This window comes from Rhodococcus sp. OK302, assembly GCF_002245895.1.
Lineage (GTDB): Bacteria > Actinomycetota > Actinomycetes > Mycobacteriales > Mycobacteriaceae > Rhodococcus_F.
In genome coordinates, this window is sequence record NZ_NPJZ01000001.1 from 1,780,708 (window position 1) to 1,796,510 (window position 15,803).

Consider the following 15,803-nt stretch of genomic DNA (forward strand, 5'->3'; position numbering starts at 1 on the left):
TCAGATCACCTTTCGCAGTGTGCGGTAGGTGCGTTCGCCGAGCGTGACAAGTTCGGTCGGTCCGCCGGATTGAGTGGACTCCGGTCGACGCAAGTAGTAGACGCAGTCGTCGGGAAGGTCCGTCAACTGTGGTGGTGATCCGGGAATGGGATTCAGTCCGCGAGACGGCAAGGCACCGAGCAAGTCCTGGGTGTAGTCGTGGAGTGGATCCTGCAGCACCTGCGCGGCAGGCCCGATTTCCATGATGCGTGAGGCGTACATGACGGCCAGGCGATCCGCGATCTTGCTGCGGATCAAGGACGACAGGTCATGGGTAATGAGCAGGACGGCGGCGCCTTCGTCGGCGCATTCGCGGAGGAGAACGAGGATATGGTCGGTGAGGGCGCGGTCGAGGTTGGCCGTTGGTTCGTCGGCCACGATCACCGACGGATTTCCGGCCAGAGCGCAGGCGATGGCAACTCGCTGCGCCATACCGCCGGAGAGTTCATGGGGGTAGCAGTCGAGAGCTGACGGTTCGAGTCCGACTCGCCTCGCCAAACCGTCGCAGGTGTGATTGCTGCCGAGAGCACTGATCGCCTCCTGCAGTTGTGATCGCGCGGTCCGCACCGGGGTGAGATATGTTGCGGCAGATTGAGGAACGAGCGCAGCATGCCGGCCCCGGAATGGAGTGCCGGAGAAGACGTCGATATCTCCGACCGTGATGCTGCCTGTTCTTTGCGTATCCGGTGGCAGCATATTCATCACCGATGTAGCGATGATGGACTTGCCACAGCCGGACTCGCCGACAAGTGCAGTGACCGTTCCTGCGGGGACGGCGAGGTCGATATCGCTGGCGGCGTGGACAACCGAGCCGTCGGCCAGGGGGATTCTGACGGTAAGCGAGTTGATCTGTAGGCCGGTTGTCACAGTCTCAACTCCGAAGGTCGCGGGGGTGTGAGCATTGATCGCAGCGCCGAACCAGCGATTGCTACTGCGACGGTTGTGATCACGAGTACGGCTGCCGGGAATACCAGAGTCCACCAGCCGCCGAGCAGTAGGGAGCCTCGAGCTTCTTCGAGAAGTGTTCCCAGACTGGGTTTGTGGGGCGGCAAGCCGAATCCGAGGAACGACAGGGTCGACTCGTGCCACACCGCGTGGGGGAGGAGAAGAACCACAGCGATCAGTGCCTGGGGTGCAGCGGCGGGGACGAGGTGACGCATGATTACGTGCCGCCGACTCGCGCCTGCAAGGATGGCTGCATCGATGTACGGTCGCTCGCGCAGGCTCAAGATTTCGCCGCGAATGATGCGCGCCACCTGAGTCCAGTGGGTGAGCGCGATCGACAGCACGATGGCCGCGATGCTTCCGCGGAACATCGCGACGATGACGATGCCGAGCAGTAGATGGGGGAGGGCGTTGACGGCGTCGGTGGCGCGCATGACAAACCGGTCTACCCAGCCGCCGATCAAACCCGCGGTGGTGCCGACGGCTACACCGATCACGGTGGCCAACAGGGCACAAGCGAGGGCGATGAGCAGGGACGTGCGAATGCCGGCGGCGATGCGTACAAACAGGTCTCGGCCGGCCGAGTCCGTGCCGAACGGATGCGTGAGCGACGGCGCCAACCGTGCTTGGGCGAAGTCGGTGACACGGTCGTCGACATCCGCGATCCACGGAACCAATGCCGCATAGAGCGCAATGAGGATCAGGACACCGACGGCGATCTTGAAACGTCTCTCAGCCATCTGTGCTCACTCTTGGGTCGAGTACGGCAACAACGACGTCGGCAAGTAGCGACCCGAGCATGACGGTCAACGTTGTTCCGATGGTGAGGAATGCGAGCAGTGCCATGTCGAGATCGCGAGCCGACGAGACGATGGCACCGGCGATTCCCGGCCAACTGAACACTTCCTCGACCAGTACTGCGCCGACGATCAACTCGGGTAAACGCACCCCGATGATGTTGACGAACGGAGCGAGTGACGTCGGAAGGATATGACGCTTCGTGATTGTCGGTGCCGGGATCCCACGTGCGACGGCGCCCGCCACAAAACCTTCTCCGGTCGCCCCCGCTACGGACTCGCGGACAGCCAGTAGCAGCCACGGCATTTGTGAGATCGCGAGCACTGCCACCGGAAGTATCAGGTGTCGAATGACCTGTCCCGCTGTGGGATCGGCACCGCCATCTGTCAATCCGGCGACGGGTAACCAGCCGAGGGTTAACGCGAAGAGCGCAATTGCGCCGAGCGACATGACAAACGGAGGAAGGCCCTGTACGGCGACGCACAGACCGGACACGGTTTTGTCCAGGAGTCCGCCCTTGCGAATTCCGGCGAGCACACCCAGCATGAGTGAGACGAGAATCGCGATCACCAGGCTGATGCCGACCAGAAGGAGCGTCCACGGTAGTCGCTCGGAAATGACCTGGGAAACAGGTTGATTGAACGATCGGGAGATTCCCAGATTTCCGTTGAGCACTCCCTGCAGCCACGTCCAGTACGTGCTGTACCAGGGGTTGTCGAAGCCCATCTGTGAGGCGATCAGAGCCTTGTCTACCTCGCTGGTGGTCATGTAGCGCGAACCGAGATAGCCCACCAGAGGATCGAAAGGTGAAATCGCTGCGGCAGCAAACAATCCGGCGGACACGATCGCGATTACGGGAACCACGAACAACATCCGCCGAACGGCCATCGTGAGGATGGCCCGTCGGCGAGAGTTGTGGGTTCGAACCGGATGTGTTGCCGGGGTGCCAGTTCGGACGTCGACGGCTGTCACTGGTCTTGCGTCCAGCTCTGCAGGGACCACCACGGACCCCACGTCACACCGTGCGCGTGAGGTTCGAGTACCGGTCCGGACATCTTCCAATCGGAATCTTTCGAGACATAGGTGTGGTCGAGGAAGACCAGGTACACGTAGCCAGGATCATCGACGTACGCCTGCTGCACATCTCGGTACGCGGCGTCGCGAATGGCCGGGTCGAGGCTGCGTCGGCCGACGTCGAGTCCGGCGTCGACAACGGGGTTCGAGTAATCACTCGGATTGCTGTAGATGCTTCCAACCCCGGGCGCGATGTACTTCGAATCGAGGGCGTTGTAGGCCTGAGTATCGGGGTCGAAGGGCTCGTCGCCGCCTCCGAGCAGGGTGGAGTCCAGGTTGATTCGCGGGTCGATGCGATCCCACGACAGTGCTTCCAGATCTACCTCGACGCCGATGCCGAGTGCATCGGAAGCGAAGGCCTGCGCGAGATCTCGACGGACGGTATCCACGGAGTTGTACATGATCGTGAATTGAGCGCGCTGCCCGCTCTTCGAACGGATGCCGTCGCTGCCTTCGATCCAGCCGGCGTCGGTGAGGATCTGCTCGGCGCGGTCCGGGTCGTAGGCAAACGTGGCATTCGGGTTGTAGGACGAGCCGTAGACCTCGGGAATCGGAGTGGCGGCGACGCGGCCGTGCCCGGCGAGAACGTTGTCGATCATGGACTGCCGGTCGGCTGCGAGGTTCAGAGCCAGGCGCATCGCCTTGTCGCCGACCACAGGGTTGTTTGTCGGCAGGGAGACTCCACGCCAGTCTGCCGACTGATGAGCGGTGACCGACATGCCGTCACGATTGGCGAACGTATTCGCCAGGAGCGGAGGAAGATTGGTTCCGTCGATCTCGCCGGACACCATGCGCTGGGCTCGGGTGTTGTCGTCGGGAACGTACAAGAGCGTGAGTTTCTTGATCCGGGGTTCGCCGCCCCAGTAGTTTTTGTTGGCCGCGAACACCGCACGATCCGGTGACAGGTCCACCAATGTGTACGGGCCGGTGCCGATCGGTTGGGTGTTCAGCGTCGACTCGGCAGCAAGGCCGGGTGTCGCGACGGACTCCGACGGCACTATGCCGATCAGCATCTTGGTGAGCAATGGAGCGTAGGAGTACGCCAGACGGAACTCCACTGTGCGCTCGTCTACCGCGACGACATCGCGGATCATGTCGAACGACGACTTCGCTTCGGACGCCGATGCCGGATCGAGGATCGCTTTGTAGGTGGCGGCGACGTCGGCAGCGTTGAAAGTGGAGCCGTCGGAGAATGTGACACCGTCACGGAGTTCGACGGTCCAGATGGTGGCGTCTGCGTTGGCCGTCGGAACTTTTGCGGCGAGCGCCGGCTCGAAACCGGGCATTCCGGCTCCGCCGGTGAGGCGGACCAGACCGTCGTACATCTTGGCTTCGCCGGCCGCTCCGAAGCCGGCGACGGGATTGTATCCGCCAAGTTCGTAGCCGTCGGCAAGGACGAGTCCGTCGCCGGAGGGGGCCGAGGGACTACTGCAGGAGGCGACCAACAGTGCGCCGGTGAGTGTCAGAACGCTGGTTCGGGTCAGATTCACTGGTGTCCTTTCGTGACGGACAGACGTCCATTACATCTGTTCACCTATTCAGATATTCATATGATGTCATCTCGATCCGGATATTTCGCCCGTCGTGGGAAGTCGGTTCAGGCTGGTGCAAGAAGGCTCAGGTGGAACACACTGACAGCGTGGGCAGTGCCGGGCCGTAGTCTGTTCACGTGCGCGTACTCGTAATCGGCTCCGGAGCCCGTGAACATGCCCTCCTTCTCTCTCTCGCTCGCGATCCAGGTGTCACGGCCCTGATCTGCGCACCTGGCAATGCCGGGATCGCAAAAATCGCCGAGCAACACCCGATCGACGTAGCTTCAGGTGAAGCCGTCACTGCTTTGGCGCAGAAGGTCGAAGCCGACCTCGTTGTCATCGGTCCTGAGGTTCCGCTGGTCCTCGGTGTCGCCGACGCAGTGCGCGCCGCTGGTATCGCCTGCTTCGGACCGTCAGCTGATGCAGCCCGCATCGAAGGATCCAAGGCATTTGCCAAGGACGTGATGGCTGTCGCCGGTGTGAAGACCGCTCACAGCGAGATTGTCGACAACCCGGCCAAGCTCGACGAAGCTCTCGATCGTTTCGGCCCCAACTGGGTGGTCAAGGACGACGGGCTCGCCGCAGGCAAGGGCGTTGTGGTCACCACAGACCGCGTCGCAGCCCGCGACCACGCTGCTGAATTGCTCGAACTCGGACACCCCGTCCTACTCGAATCCTTCCTCGACGGTCCCGAGGTTTCCCTCTTCTGCCTCGTTGACGGCGAGACGGTTGTCCCGCTGCTGCCGGCACAGGATCACAAGCGCGTCGGCGACGGCGACAGTGGCCCCAACACCGGCGGTATGGGTGCTTACACGCCTTTGCCGTGGTTGCCTGACGAGATGGTCACGCAGATCGTCGACGACGTCGTGAAGCCTGTCGCAGCAGAGTTGGTTGCGCGCGGAAGTGGCTTCTCCGGACTTCTCTACGCCGGTCTTGCCATGGGCGTCGACGGCCCGGCTGTAGTCGAGTTCAACTGCCGATTCGGTGACCCGGAAACTCAAGCTGTTCTGGCGCTGCTCGAAACACCGCTGGGCGAACTCCTCAACGCGACATCCACCGGCACCCTCGGTTCCGTCGGCCCGCTTCAGTGGCGTGACGGTAGTGCCGTCACTGTGGTGATTGCTGCCGAGAACTACCCGGCAACTCCGCGCACGGGCGACGTGATTACCGGAGCGGACGCCGCCGGCGTTCTGCACGCGGGTACCAAGACGCGTGAAGACGGTGCCGTCGTCTCTGCCGGCGGGCGTGTGCTGAGTGTTGTCGGAGTGGGCAAAGATCTCACCGAAGCGCGTGACGACGCGTACGCCAAGATTGCGAATGTGAAGCTTCCCGGTGGGCACTTCCGGACCGATATCGGGCTTGGCGCTGTCGAAGGACGTATTGCTCTACCCTGATCCGTTTTCTCTTGCAATGGCCGGTGAACCTTGTGTTCGCCGGCCATTTCTTACGAAAAAGTGACACTTGTTCTATATTACTGATCAGTAATGCCCCGCCGGTTCCGTTTCGGAAGGTATACCTCTGCGAGGGGGCTACCGAACGAGAAGGAATCACTTGAGCATTCGCACTGGATCAAAGGATCGACACGGGCGTACCACTTCGGCGCTGTCGCGCAGAAACTTCCTTGCCGCAACAGGATTAGCTGTAGGTGCTGCGGCGCTGTCATCCACGTGGACAACTGCGGCAGCCGCACCGCGTCGGGCATTGGGTGACGGCGATCGTGTACCCGCGCTTGTCATCGGCAGTGGCTACGGCGGAGCCGTCACAGCGCTCCGACTGACGCAAGCCGGTATCGACACGCACATGGTCGAGATGGGCAAGGCCTGGACCACGCCGGGATCGGACGGAAAGATCTTCTGCCCGACGCTATCGCCGGACGGTCGGTCGACGTGGCTCAGAGATCGTACAGTGCAACCGGTTTCGCATTTCTCCGGTGGTTCGGTTGACAAGAACATCAGCAAATACGTCGGCGTTCTCGATGCCGAAGACTTTGGCGGGATCAAGGTCTACCAGGGCCGCGGGGTAGGCGGTGGGTCGCTGGTCAACGGCGGCATGGCAGTGACGCCGAAGCGCAACTACTTCGAAGAAATCTTGCCCGACGTCGACTCCGACGAGATGTACTCGACCTACTTCCCCAAGGCGAACGCTGCACTGGGAGTAAACAACATCGATCCGGCGTGGTTCGAGTCGACCGAGTACTACCAGTTTGCGAGAACGGGCCGCAAGACCGCTCAGAGATCCGGATTCTCAACGGTATTCGTGCCCAACGTGTACGACTTCAACTACATGAAGCAGGAAGCCGCCGGTCAGGTGACCAAGTCTGCGTTGGCATCCGAGGTCATCTACGGAAACAACGCCGGCAAGAAGTCCCTCGACAAGACCTACCTCGCGCAGGCATCGGCCACCGGCAGACTCACGATCACCACGCTGCACGTCGTGACCGAGGTGAAGCCGGCAACCACCGGTGGTGGATACCAGGTGGTGATGAATCAGATCAACGAGCAGGGCAATGTCATCGGCACCAAGACCGTGACGGCAGACAAGGTCTTCTTCGCCGCCGGCAGTGTCGGAACGAGCAAGCTGCTGGTATCGATGAAAGCGCAAGGGCAACTGGCGAACCTACCCGGCGCAGTCGGCCAGGAATGGGGCCATAACGGAAACGTCATGGTGGGCCGCGCCAACCACATGTGGGACGCAACCGGAGGGAAGCAAGCATCGATACCCGTGATGGGCATCGATAACTGGGCTGATCCCACGGCGCCCGTATTCGCAGAAATCGCGCCCTTCCCGGCCGGTACGGAACTATGGGTGAGTCTGTACCTGGCAATTGCCAAGAACCCCGAACGTGCGCAGTTCCAGTTCAATTCGACAACCGGCAAGGTCGGGCTGAATTGGCAACGCTCGCAGAACCAGCCGTCGATCAACATGGCGAAGAAGATGTTCGACAAGATCAACTCGAAGGAAGGCACCATCTACCGAACCGATCTCTTCGGCCCGGTGCAGACCTGGGGCGATCAGCTCACGTACCACCCGCTCGGTGGATGTGTTCTGGGTAAGGCGACTGACAACTACGGACGACTTCCCGAGTACCCCGGGCTCTATGTCATGGACGGTGCCCTCGTTCCGGGCAATGTCGGTGTCAACCCGTTTGTCACCATCACCGCGTTGGCAGAACGGAATATCGAGAACATCATCGCGAACGACATGAACTAGCTTGTGAACGCGACGTGCACACCGGGGCATGTTTCTTCCCCGGTGTGCACCTTGCGTATTCGGCTGTTCACGCTGCTGTCGGTGGACTGTTTCCCGGTATCGGAACCTGATACGGATCCACCGACATCGGTGGATAGAACCGGGTTCTCCGATCATCCCCGATCTCGACACTCCACTCGGTATGGTGCAGCAACCGATGGTGATGGCCGCACAAAAGTATGAGGTTGTCGAAATCCGTTGGACCACTGTCCATCCAATGGACAATATGGTGGGCGTCGCACCATCCGGGAGGGGTACCGCACCCCGGGAATGCGCATCCACCATCCCTGACCGCCAAAGCTCGCCGCTGCGGGACTGTTGCGGTTCGCTCGTCGAGCCCCGCGTAAATACCGTTGTGGTCGAGCAGGATTCGGGTGACCGTGCAGTCGCAGGCCAGCATGCGGGCACTGTCGAGACTGATGGGGCCGCCCAGTTGGTGATCGCATAACCGAGTTCTTCAGTGGACGGCAACAAGTCTTTGAGAGCCAGCAGGTCCGTGAGGTCTTTCGCGGTGGCCGTGATCGTCAGGTGCGGTTTGACGCCACCTTCGACGGGGCCGAGGCCGGCCATCTCGAAGCGGCGCAGGAGTTCACAGAAACCGTCAGCGCGTCGAAGCGCCGGAGTACGAAGATCTTTCACACCGTCAATTTCGGGAGTCGGCTTCGAGAGGCCTGACAGCAGCGCGATCAACCGGACGCCGTTGACGGCATCGAGGTCACCTTTCACGCTGACACGCCCGTACAAACCTTTGGACGCGTAGAACTCGTTGCGCTCGGAATCCTCTCCGACGGGGACGCCGTCGTCGCGGTTGCCGTACTGCTTTTCGATGCGCCGGATGGCTGCCCGGATGGCGTCGCAGTCGGAAACTTTTTTCGAGGCGAGGTCCAGAAGGATTTTGCGGGCCTTCTCGATGTCCGCGGTATGCATGTTCTTGGGTGGGTGCTGGCAGAACTGGGCCACCTGCCGCGCCTTGAGAGCGTCGATGTCACCATCGTGAAAGGACTGTGCGACTACAGGTTCAAGCATGAACAACCGCGCGAGGCTGACCAGTTGGCTGCATTCGCCGATCTCGAGGTTGGTGGACCGGTGCAACCACTGGGTGATAGCCCGAAAGCCCGTGTCGGGGAGAGCGTCACGGGTGAACATCTCGACAACGAGGTGCACCATGCGTGATTGCATATCGTGCCGGGCGCGGACCAGGTCGAGAACCTCAACTTGGAGGCCCTCGCTGTCCTACTGCCACGCTTCCCGATTCCCCATGCGCTAATTCTAATCGAACAGGATTTCGATTCCTAGAGACATTCCGGACAGATTTGTGCAATGTTCAGGTGAGACTTATTGATATGCAGCAGTATTCGAATTGTTGCTATGTGGAAATGTGTGGACTTCGGTAGGTATCGATCAGTCGTCTCGCCCGGGTAGCCAGGGGCGTAGGTGAGTCGAATCCACAACGTTGGGAAACTGTTTCGGAGATCTCCGCAAAGAGTGCGACTGTGGCATCAAGCGAACGCCAACTTTCGTCGACACTCATTCCGCCGTAAGTCTGCTGCACTCGGTCCCAGATCTCTGCCGGCAACCATTCGCTCATGTGATGCCCGATGTGCCAGGTGTCGGGAGGGCCGTCGGGATCGGTGGCGGCATACCATTCGAGCATTGTGAGTAGGTCTTCTTTTGTGGTGTTGTCGCGGAACTTCACAACCCAGAGATCGGCACGTTTGATGTAGACCGGAATTTGTGTTGCCTCGTACCAGAATTCCTCGACGGTTTCGTGAAACTGCGCCGCACTGGGCAACTTCGGCGCCGGTGCACCGGCCGGAGTTGGTAGCTTGTCGGTGATGCCGTCGCGATCGAACAGAACGGTATAGCCGCGGTTGTACAGTGCGTCGAGCCCGTCGTCGATCATGGATTTCACCCGCTCCGGGCCGGCAATCATGAAGTCGCACTTACGTCCCTGCTCGTACACAACCAGTTTCGGTGCAGGCCAAAGACTGTCGATCTGGTCGAATGACATGCACAGGAGTACTTCGCCGAAATTGTGCACCCAGCTCGGGTCGGCAGACAGTTCCTGCCATTGAGGAGTGATGATTTCGAGATCGAAATCGGAATACTCGTCTACTCGCTCGCCACGTCCCCGTGAGCCGGTTGCTATCACCGCGCCGATACGTGGATCATTCGCCGCCCACTCGAGAACGGACGTCAACAAGGCGTCGGGGTCTTCCATACTCTGATTCTACTGATCAGCGATTTCGGCAAGTGACTTTGATGGCTTTCTCAGCGAGAGGAGGTAGTTCACTGCCATGGGAAGAACCGAGATCACGACAACCGCGATGAGGATGATCTCGATGTGGGCCCGGACGAAGTCGATTCCGCCGAGCAAGTATCCCAGAACCGGGACGGTAACACCCCACAGCACACCGCCGATGATGTTGTACGTCAAGAAGGTTCGGTATGGCATTCCCGAGGCGCCGGCCAAGACAGGAGTTATCGTCCGTACAACCGGAACGAACCGTGCCAGAACAATGGTGCGGGGTCCGTGTTTGGCAAAGAAGGCTTCGGCACGGGCCAACTGTGCGGGTCCGAGGCGTTTGGCGCCGGGGCGCTCGAAGACAGCCGGGCCCGCAGCTCGGCCGATAAGGTAACCGCACTGATCTCCGGCGATGGCGGCAATGGGAATGGTGAGTAGCAGGACCCACAGTGGGACAAACGGATGTTCCTGCGCAACAAGAACGCCCGCTGTGAACAGTAGCGAGTCTCCGGGGAGGAAGAAGCCGACAAGCAGACCCGTCTCGATGAAGACGGCTGCGAGCAAACCGATCAGGCCGAAGGTTGCAACCAAGGTGTCGGGATTGAGGACGCCGGTGGAGAGTGCGAGATTCATACGAGGACGCCGTTCTCCGACTCGGCGAGTGCGCCGTGCCGTGCTGGCCAGCGGCTGTTCAGGAAGTGAAATACTGCGCCGCCGATGGTGACTGCAAGAGTTGCCAGTACGGCTCCCGCAATAACGTCGGTGAGCCAGTGCACGCCGAGATATACCCGGGTGAGCGCAACGATAACCGTGACAACGACGGTCAGGAGCATCAGTAGGCGTTTCACCGCTGGGGTGTACTGCGTGGCCACAACGAGAACGATGATGCCGATCAAAGCTGCTGTGCCCGTGACATGGCCGGAAGGAAATGAATGGTCGGTCTCGAGGAGAACCTGAGTGGCGGTAGGCGGACGCTCACGCCCGACTATCGCTTTCAGCACTGTGCTCGCTACAGCGGCAGCGCCGACAGTACCGATGACGGCGATGCCTGGAATCACGGACCGCGCGCGCCACGAGAGGAAGGCGCCGGCCGCGATGCCGAGGACTGCCGTCGCTATGGGGCTACCGAGGTCGGTGACAGCAACGGCAACGTGGTTGAGTCCGCTGCTTCGATGCGCCACCATCCAATCGGTTGTGGGACCGTCGAACCTTGTCAGCCATCCCTTCTGAACTACCTGCACCGACAGGGTCATCAGGGCTACCGTTAGTCCGACAACTCGAAAGATCGTCGATCGCACGTCGGCTGACCGATAAATCGATCCGAATCCGAAAAGTGCGGCAGCAACGACGATTGCCGTGACGGCGATTTCCGCGGTGGTGCTTTCGGTCAGCACTTCGGTGACCACGGCATGCGGGGACGTGACAGATGCAAGCATGGATCGAAGTCTGCCCATCCAATGCTGAAGAAACGCTGAATGCACGTTCGGTGACGGTGCGTAATCTGTTGTACTGAGTTCGGAAAGGGGGCCTAAGGTGCGAGTACTGGTAGTTGAGGACGAGGTACGACTGGCGGAGACGATTCGTCGGGGGTTGGTCGCCGAAGGATTTGTGGCTGCCGTCGAACACAACGGTGACGACGGACTTGTCGCGGCGGGCAGCGACGAGTTCGATGTGATTGTTCTCGACATCATGTTGCCGGGGAAAAGTGGTTACGAGATAGTTCGCGAACTGCGAGCCCGCCGGATCTGGACGCCGATCCTGATGCTGTCAGCGAAGGACGGGGAGTACGACCTGGCTGATGCGTTCGACCTCGGTGCCGACGACTATCTGGTCAAACCCTTTTCTTTCGTGGTGCTTCTTGCGCGCCTGCGTGCATTGGTACGGCGGGGCGCACCGCAACGGCCGACGGTATTGACCGTCGGCGATTTGGCGCTCGATCCTGCGAGGCATCAGGTGACCCGGGGCGCGACTGAGTTGTCTTTGACTCCCCGCGAGTACAGCGTTCTCGAATTTCTGATGCGCAACAATGGGGTAGTCGTGACCAAGAGCGAGATTGTTCGATCCGTTTGGGACACCAACTACGAGGGTGACGAGAACATCGTCGAGGTTTACATCGGCTACTTGAGAAAAAAGGTAGACGTGCCGTTCGGGACACACAGCATCGAGACTGTGCGCGGCGTGGGCTACCGATGCACGTCAGATTCGAATTCTCAGTCCTGATTTGTCGGGATAGCGATGTCGAAACTGCTTCCACCGCCTGGTCTTTCGGTCACTGTGATGGTTCCCGCGTGTGCGACAGCGATGTCCGACGCGATAGCCAACCCGAGTCCGGAGCCGCCGCCCTCTCTCGATCGAGGGGAGTCGAGCCTGACGAAGCGTCCGAAGATTCTTTCCCTCTCGGATGCCGGGATGCCGGGTCCGTCGTCTTCGACCACGATGTGGGCTGTGCCCCCAGTCTCGGAACAGCTCAGCCACACTTGGGTTTCCGCATGACGAACGGCGTTGTCGACGAGATTGCGCACCAAACGCGTCAGTGAACGCGGGTCCCCGTTGACACGAACCGGCACTATTGCCGCAGTCACGGTGACATCCGAGATTCCGGAGATCCGCTTCTTTTCGTTGAACAGGATGTCGTCGATATCCACGTCCACAGCGAGTTTCGTTTGTTTCACATCGCTTTCGTCGACGCGTGCCAAGGTCAGGAGATCCTCGATCAGTTGCCGCATCCTCCTGGCTTCGGGGAGTAGTGCATCCTCGATCAACGCGTCGTCGAGTAGTTCGGGGCGGCGGTGTGCCAGTTCGAGTGCAGTGGTGATGGTGGACAAAGGACTTCGCAGCTCATGGCTGGCGTCGCTGATAAAGCGCTGCTGAGCCTGTGCGCCTTCGTCGAGGCGGGCCAACATGTCATTCATAGTTTTTGCCAGTCGCGCTATTTCGTCATTTCCCGACGGTACCGGCACTCGTTCGCCGTGACTACCACTCGAAATCGACGCGACTCTCGTCCGGATACGTTCCACCGGCGCGAGCGCGGAACCTACAAGCCGGTACGTCGCGAAGGCCGCCAGCGCGAGAACGAGGGGCCCGACTACCGCCAAAAGTATTGCCACAGTGGTCACTACGGTCTCGACAGGTTCACGATCAGCTCCGACGAAGATCGTGACCAGCCCGGTCGGGGTCGCGACACCGCGGCCGATCAACCAGTAGTCGCTGTTGTCGGACAGTTTGACGCGGCCGAAGGATTCGGATTGATCAGGTTCGAGAACTCGCTGCGAGAGCACTCCGTTCTCGGTCCCGGGTGATTGGGCCAGAACTTGGTGATCAGCTCCCACGATCTGAACGATTCCGATCTGGCTGTCCGTCGAGAGGAGTGACGGGTCGAGATCGGTGGCACTTTCTCCACTGAGTTGTTGAGCGAGTTGCGTGGCCCGCGCATCGGAACTGTCTATCGCCGACAGTTGGAGCGAGTTCGCGAGAACGAATACGAGAGCCACTCCCGCGATCACGAGACAGAATGCGATGACCAGCGTCGACGCCACAGTCGAGCGGATACGGACACTCCACTGGGATGGATGGAGAATCGACGACGCGAAGTTCATACGTTCAGTCTCTACTGTCCGGGCCGGGAGCGACGAGTGTTCTCAGCTTCCTTTCAACAACCACCCACAACTCTGACCCACATGACTCTCACATGTGAGCTGGCAAGCAAGGTCCCGAGGTAACTCTGTATTTCTGGATCATAGGGTGATCGCCCTGGCGATCCAGTTCACTCGGAAACAGTATGTGCCATGGGCCTATTGGTTGGTCGTGGTGCTGATCAGTGCGGTGGGAACGTTGATCACCGACATCCTCACCGACACCTTCGGCGTGCCCGTGGAAGTGAGTACCGGAATCTTCACCTTCGGGCTCGACACGGGGCGGGTGACCTGATCGCACGGCAGATCAATCTGGGATATGCAAAGTCGGCAATCCTGTTCGGTGCCGTCATTACGGTCGGTAAGGTCGAAACTACTGAACGAGAACCCACTGACGCCCGATGGGCGGTACCGACTACCGTCGAGGTGTGCGCTCAGAATCTCGTCGATCGAACATCCAGACCTTCCACGTCATGGATGTGTGGAAAGCCGCCACCGAACGCCAGCGGACGCATGGCGACGTCCTCACGTTGGCGGCCGGTCAGCCGTCGACACCGGCGCCGGCACCGGTATTGCGTGCAACGCAGGAGATCCTGGGTACGGAACTTCTCGGGTACACCGAGACATTCGGTATCTTGGCGCTCCGCGAAGCCATCGCGGGCTACCACTCCGAGCGTTCAGGAATCACCGTCGACGCCGACGACGTGGTCGTGACGACAGGTTCGTCGGGCGCGTTCACCTTGCTCTTCCTGGCTGCATTCGACGAAGGCGATACCGTCGTCGTCGCCCGTCCGGGATACCCGGCCTATCGCAATACCCTTGCGGCGCTGGGTTGCAACGTCGTCGAACTGGATTGTGGACCGGCGACGCGCTATCAGCCGACGGTCGAGATGCTCGAAGCGCTGCCGTCGCCGCCAGCCGGCTTGATCGTCGCAAGTCCCGCCAACCCGACCGGAACGGTCATCGCACCCGACGAGTTGGCAGCACTCGCACAATGGTGCGACGAGCACGGAACTCTCCTGATTTCCGACGAGATTTACCACGGCATCGGGTACGGCGATCAGCCGACGTCGAGTGCCTGGGAAACCTCACGCGAATCGGTTGTCATCGGCTCGGTGTCCAAGTACTTCTCGATGACGGGCTGGCGACTCGGCTGGATGCTGGTGCCTACCTACTTGCGTCGACCGCTGCAGCGACTCGCGTCGAACATGACGGTGTGCCCGCCCGCGATTTCGCAGTACGCCGCGATCGAAGCTTTCTCGGCCGACTCGAAGGTCGAATTGGATAGTCATGTCGAGCGCTATGCGCGCAACCGTGAGCTTCTGCTGACCGGGTTGCCGAGGCTCGGCATTACCGATCTGGCCCCCGCCGACGGCGCGTTCTACGTGTACGCCGATATCGGACATCTCTGCGGCGACGAGGGCGCGACTGCCTGGTGTTCAAGGTTGCTGACCGATACCGGAGTCGCGTTGGCGCCGGGAATCGACTTCGACACCGTGCACGGAAACCGGATGGTCCGGCTCTCGTTTGCGGGTGCCACAGCGGACATCGAAGAGGCGCTTCGACGCCTCGAATCGTGGCTCGGGTAACAAACAGCAGGGCGTTCGCGCTGTTTTCCGATGCTGGTACCTATCCAACTGGCACGATGGAACGGTGTCGGGAGCAGCAACACCCAAGGGAGAAAAACGCCGCCAAGCGCTGGTGGCGTCCGCTGCTGAGCTTTTGCTGGAAGGCGGGTTCGACGCGGTCCGTCACCGCGCCGTCGCAACGCGGGCAGGACTACCGCTGGCATCGACCACCTACTACTTCGATTCGCTCGACGACCTCATTGCCTGCGCCGTCGAATTGAACGGCAAGGCGGAGATGGAAGCTGCGCATGCCCGTGTCGACGAAGTGACCATGCGTCGGCGGGGCTCCGAATCCACCGTCGATCTGCTGGTGGAACTGCTGCTCGGTGTGGACGAAAGTCAACCGGACAGCCGCGAACGGTTGATCTCGCGGTACGAAAGATCCGTTGCCTGCGCTCGGCACCCAGCTTTACGGGACGTGCAGTTGAGGTTGCGCGCGCAATTGGACGAAGTGCTGACCGAGGCGTTGAGGCGCTCGGGCCGCTCAACTGCCGACGGTCAACTGCGACGGCTGGTAGCGATGGTCGACGGCGCAATGATCACGGCATTGGGGGAGTACGACCCCGACCCGCGTGGTTTGGCCCGCGGGATGCTTCTCGAATCGATCGATGTGATGGCCCCACCTGTGCAGGGGTAACAGTTCGGATTTTCCACCGTTAGA

The 15,803-nt window shown here is 60.6% G+C and carries 14 protein-coding genes and 1 pseudogene; 6 read left to right on the forward strand and 9 right to left on the reverse strand.

What is annotated here, in order from left to right; all coding sequences use genetic code 11:
* The 4 genes from BDB13_RS08180 to BDB13_RS08195 are packed head-to-tail and all read right to left on the reverse strand — an operon-like array spanning window position 1 to window position 4,346.
* Window positions 1–906, reverse strand: a complete 906-nt coding sequence (locus tag BDB13_RS08180) for an oligopeptide/dipeptide ABC transporter ATP-binding protein (protein ID WP_094271200.1) — start codon at window positions 904–906, stop codon at window positions 1–3.
* A complete protein-coding gene (locus BDB13_RS08185) occupies window positions 903–1,724 on the reverse strand; it encodes an ABC transporter permease (RefSeq protein ID WP_094271201.1) in 822 nt (273 codons plus the stop codon). The genes BDB13_RS08180 and BDB13_RS08185 overlap by 4 nt, the downstream gene beginning before the upstream one ends.
* Window positions 1,717–2,754: an ABC transporter permease gene (locus BDB13_RS08190; RefSeq protein ID WP_441347183.1), complete on the reverse strand. Its 1,038-nt coding sequence runs from the start codon at window positions 2,752–2,754 to the stop codon at window positions 1,717–1,719. The genes BDB13_RS08185 and BDB13_RS08190 overlap by 8 nt, the downstream gene beginning before the upstream one ends.
* Window positions 2,751–4,346, reverse strand: a complete 1,596-nt coding sequence (locus tag BDB13_RS08195; RefSeq protein ID WP_254922749.1) for an ABC transporter substrate-binding protein — start codon at window positions 4,344–4,346, stop codon at window positions 2,751–2,753. The genes BDB13_RS08190 and BDB13_RS08195 overlap by 4 nt, the downstream gene beginning before the upstream one ends.
* 179 nt (window positions 4,347–4,525) lie before the next feature.
* Between BDB13_RS08195 and purD the strand changes: the two genes are divergently transcribed.
* Both purD and BDB13_RS08205 read left to right on the forward strand, forming a co-directional pair.
* Window positions 4,526–5,782 carry a phosphoribosylamine--glycine ligase gene (purD, locus tag BDB13_RS08200; RefSeq protein WP_094271203.1) on the forward strand — a complete coding sequence of 419 codons (1,257 nt, stop codon included), beginning with the start codon at window positions 4,526–4,528 and terminating at the stop codon, window positions 5,780–5,782.
* Between the two features lie 157 nt (window positions 5,783–5,939).
* Entirely contained in the window at window positions 5,940–7,598 is a 1,659-nt protein-coding gene (locus BDB13_RS08205; RefSeq protein WP_094271204.1) for a GMC oxidoreductase, read from the forward strand.
* A 67-nt stretch (window positions 7,599–7,665) separates the two neighbouring features.
* Here BDB13_RS08205 and BDB13_RS33550 read toward each other — a convergent pair.
* From BDB13_RS33550 to BDB13_RS08225, 4 genes and pseudogenes are all read right to left on the reverse strand, one after another.
* Window positions 7,666–8,837 (reverse strand): annotated as a pseudogene (locus BDB13_RS33550) (DUF222 domain-containing protein).
* 166 nt (window positions 8,838–9,003) lie between these two features.
* The gene (locus BDB13_RS08215) at window positions 9,004–9,858 is read right to left on the reverse strand and encodes an aminoglycoside 6-adenylyltransferase (protein WP_094271205.1); all 855 of its coding nucleotides are present in this window, start codon (window positions 9,856–9,858) and stop codon (window positions 9,004–9,006) included.
* A gap of 9 nt (window positions 9,859–9,867) precedes the next feature.
* Window positions 9,868–10,515: a DedA family protein gene (locus BDB13_RS08220; RefSeq protein ID WP_094271206.1), complete on the reverse strand. Its 648-nt coding sequence runs from the start codon at window positions 10,513–10,515 to the stop codon at window positions 9,868–9,870.
* Window positions 10,512–11,318, reverse strand: coding sequence for a phosphatase PAP2 family protein (locus tag BDB13_RS08225; RefSeq protein ID WP_094271207.1), 807 nt, complete (start codon window positions 11,316–11,318; stop codon window positions 10,512–10,514). Before BDB13_RS08225 ends, BDB13_RS08220 begins: the two co-directional genes overlap by 4 nt.
* A 97-nt stretch (window positions 11,319–11,415) precedes the next feature.
* On the opposite strand from BDB13_RS08225, the gene BDB13_RS08230 reads away from it, so the two are divergent.
* Window positions 11,416–12,102: a response regulator transcription factor gene (locus BDB13_RS08230; protein ID WP_094271208.1), complete on the forward strand. Its 687-nt coding sequence runs from the start codon at window positions 11,416–11,418 to the stop codon at window positions 12,100–12,102.
* Here BDB13_RS08230 and BDB13_RS08235 read toward each other — a convergent pair.
* Window positions 12,093–13,478 carry a sensor histidine kinase gene (locus BDB13_RS08235; protein WP_094271209.1) on the reverse strand — a complete coding sequence of 462 codons (1,386 nt, stop codon included), beginning with the start codon at window positions 13,476–13,478 and terminating at the stop codon, window positions 12,093–12,095. The genes BDB13_RS08230 and BDB13_RS08235 overlap by 10 nt on opposite strands.
* 145 nt (window positions 13,479–13,623) lie before the next feature.
* Here BDB13_RS08235 and BDB13_RS08240 point away from each other — a divergent pair, with 145 nt between their 5' ends.
* From BDB13_RS08240 to BDB13_RS08250, 3 genes are all read left to right on the forward strand, one after another.
* Window positions 13,624–13,809 carry a hypothetical protein gene (locus BDB13_RS08240; protein WP_094271210.1) on the forward strand — a complete coding sequence of 62 codons (186 nt, stop codon included), beginning with the start codon at window positions 13,624–13,626 and terminating at the stop codon, window positions 13,807–13,809.
* A gap of 133 nt (window positions 13,810–13,942) precedes the next feature.
* A complete protein-coding gene (locus tag BDB13_RS08245; protein WP_094274772.1) occupies window positions 13,943–15,103 on the forward strand; it encodes a pyridoxal phosphate-dependent aminotransferase in 1,161 nt (386 codons plus the stop codon).
* Window positions 15,104–15,167: 64 nt separating this feature from the next.
* Window positions 15,168–15,779 (forward strand): TetR/AcrR family transcriptional regulator, encoded by a 612-nt coding sequence (locus BDB13_RS08250; protein WP_094271211.1) that lies wholly within the window; start codon window positions 15,168–15,170, stop codon window positions 15,777–15,779.
* Window positions 15,780–15,803 lie beyond the last annotated feature (24 nt).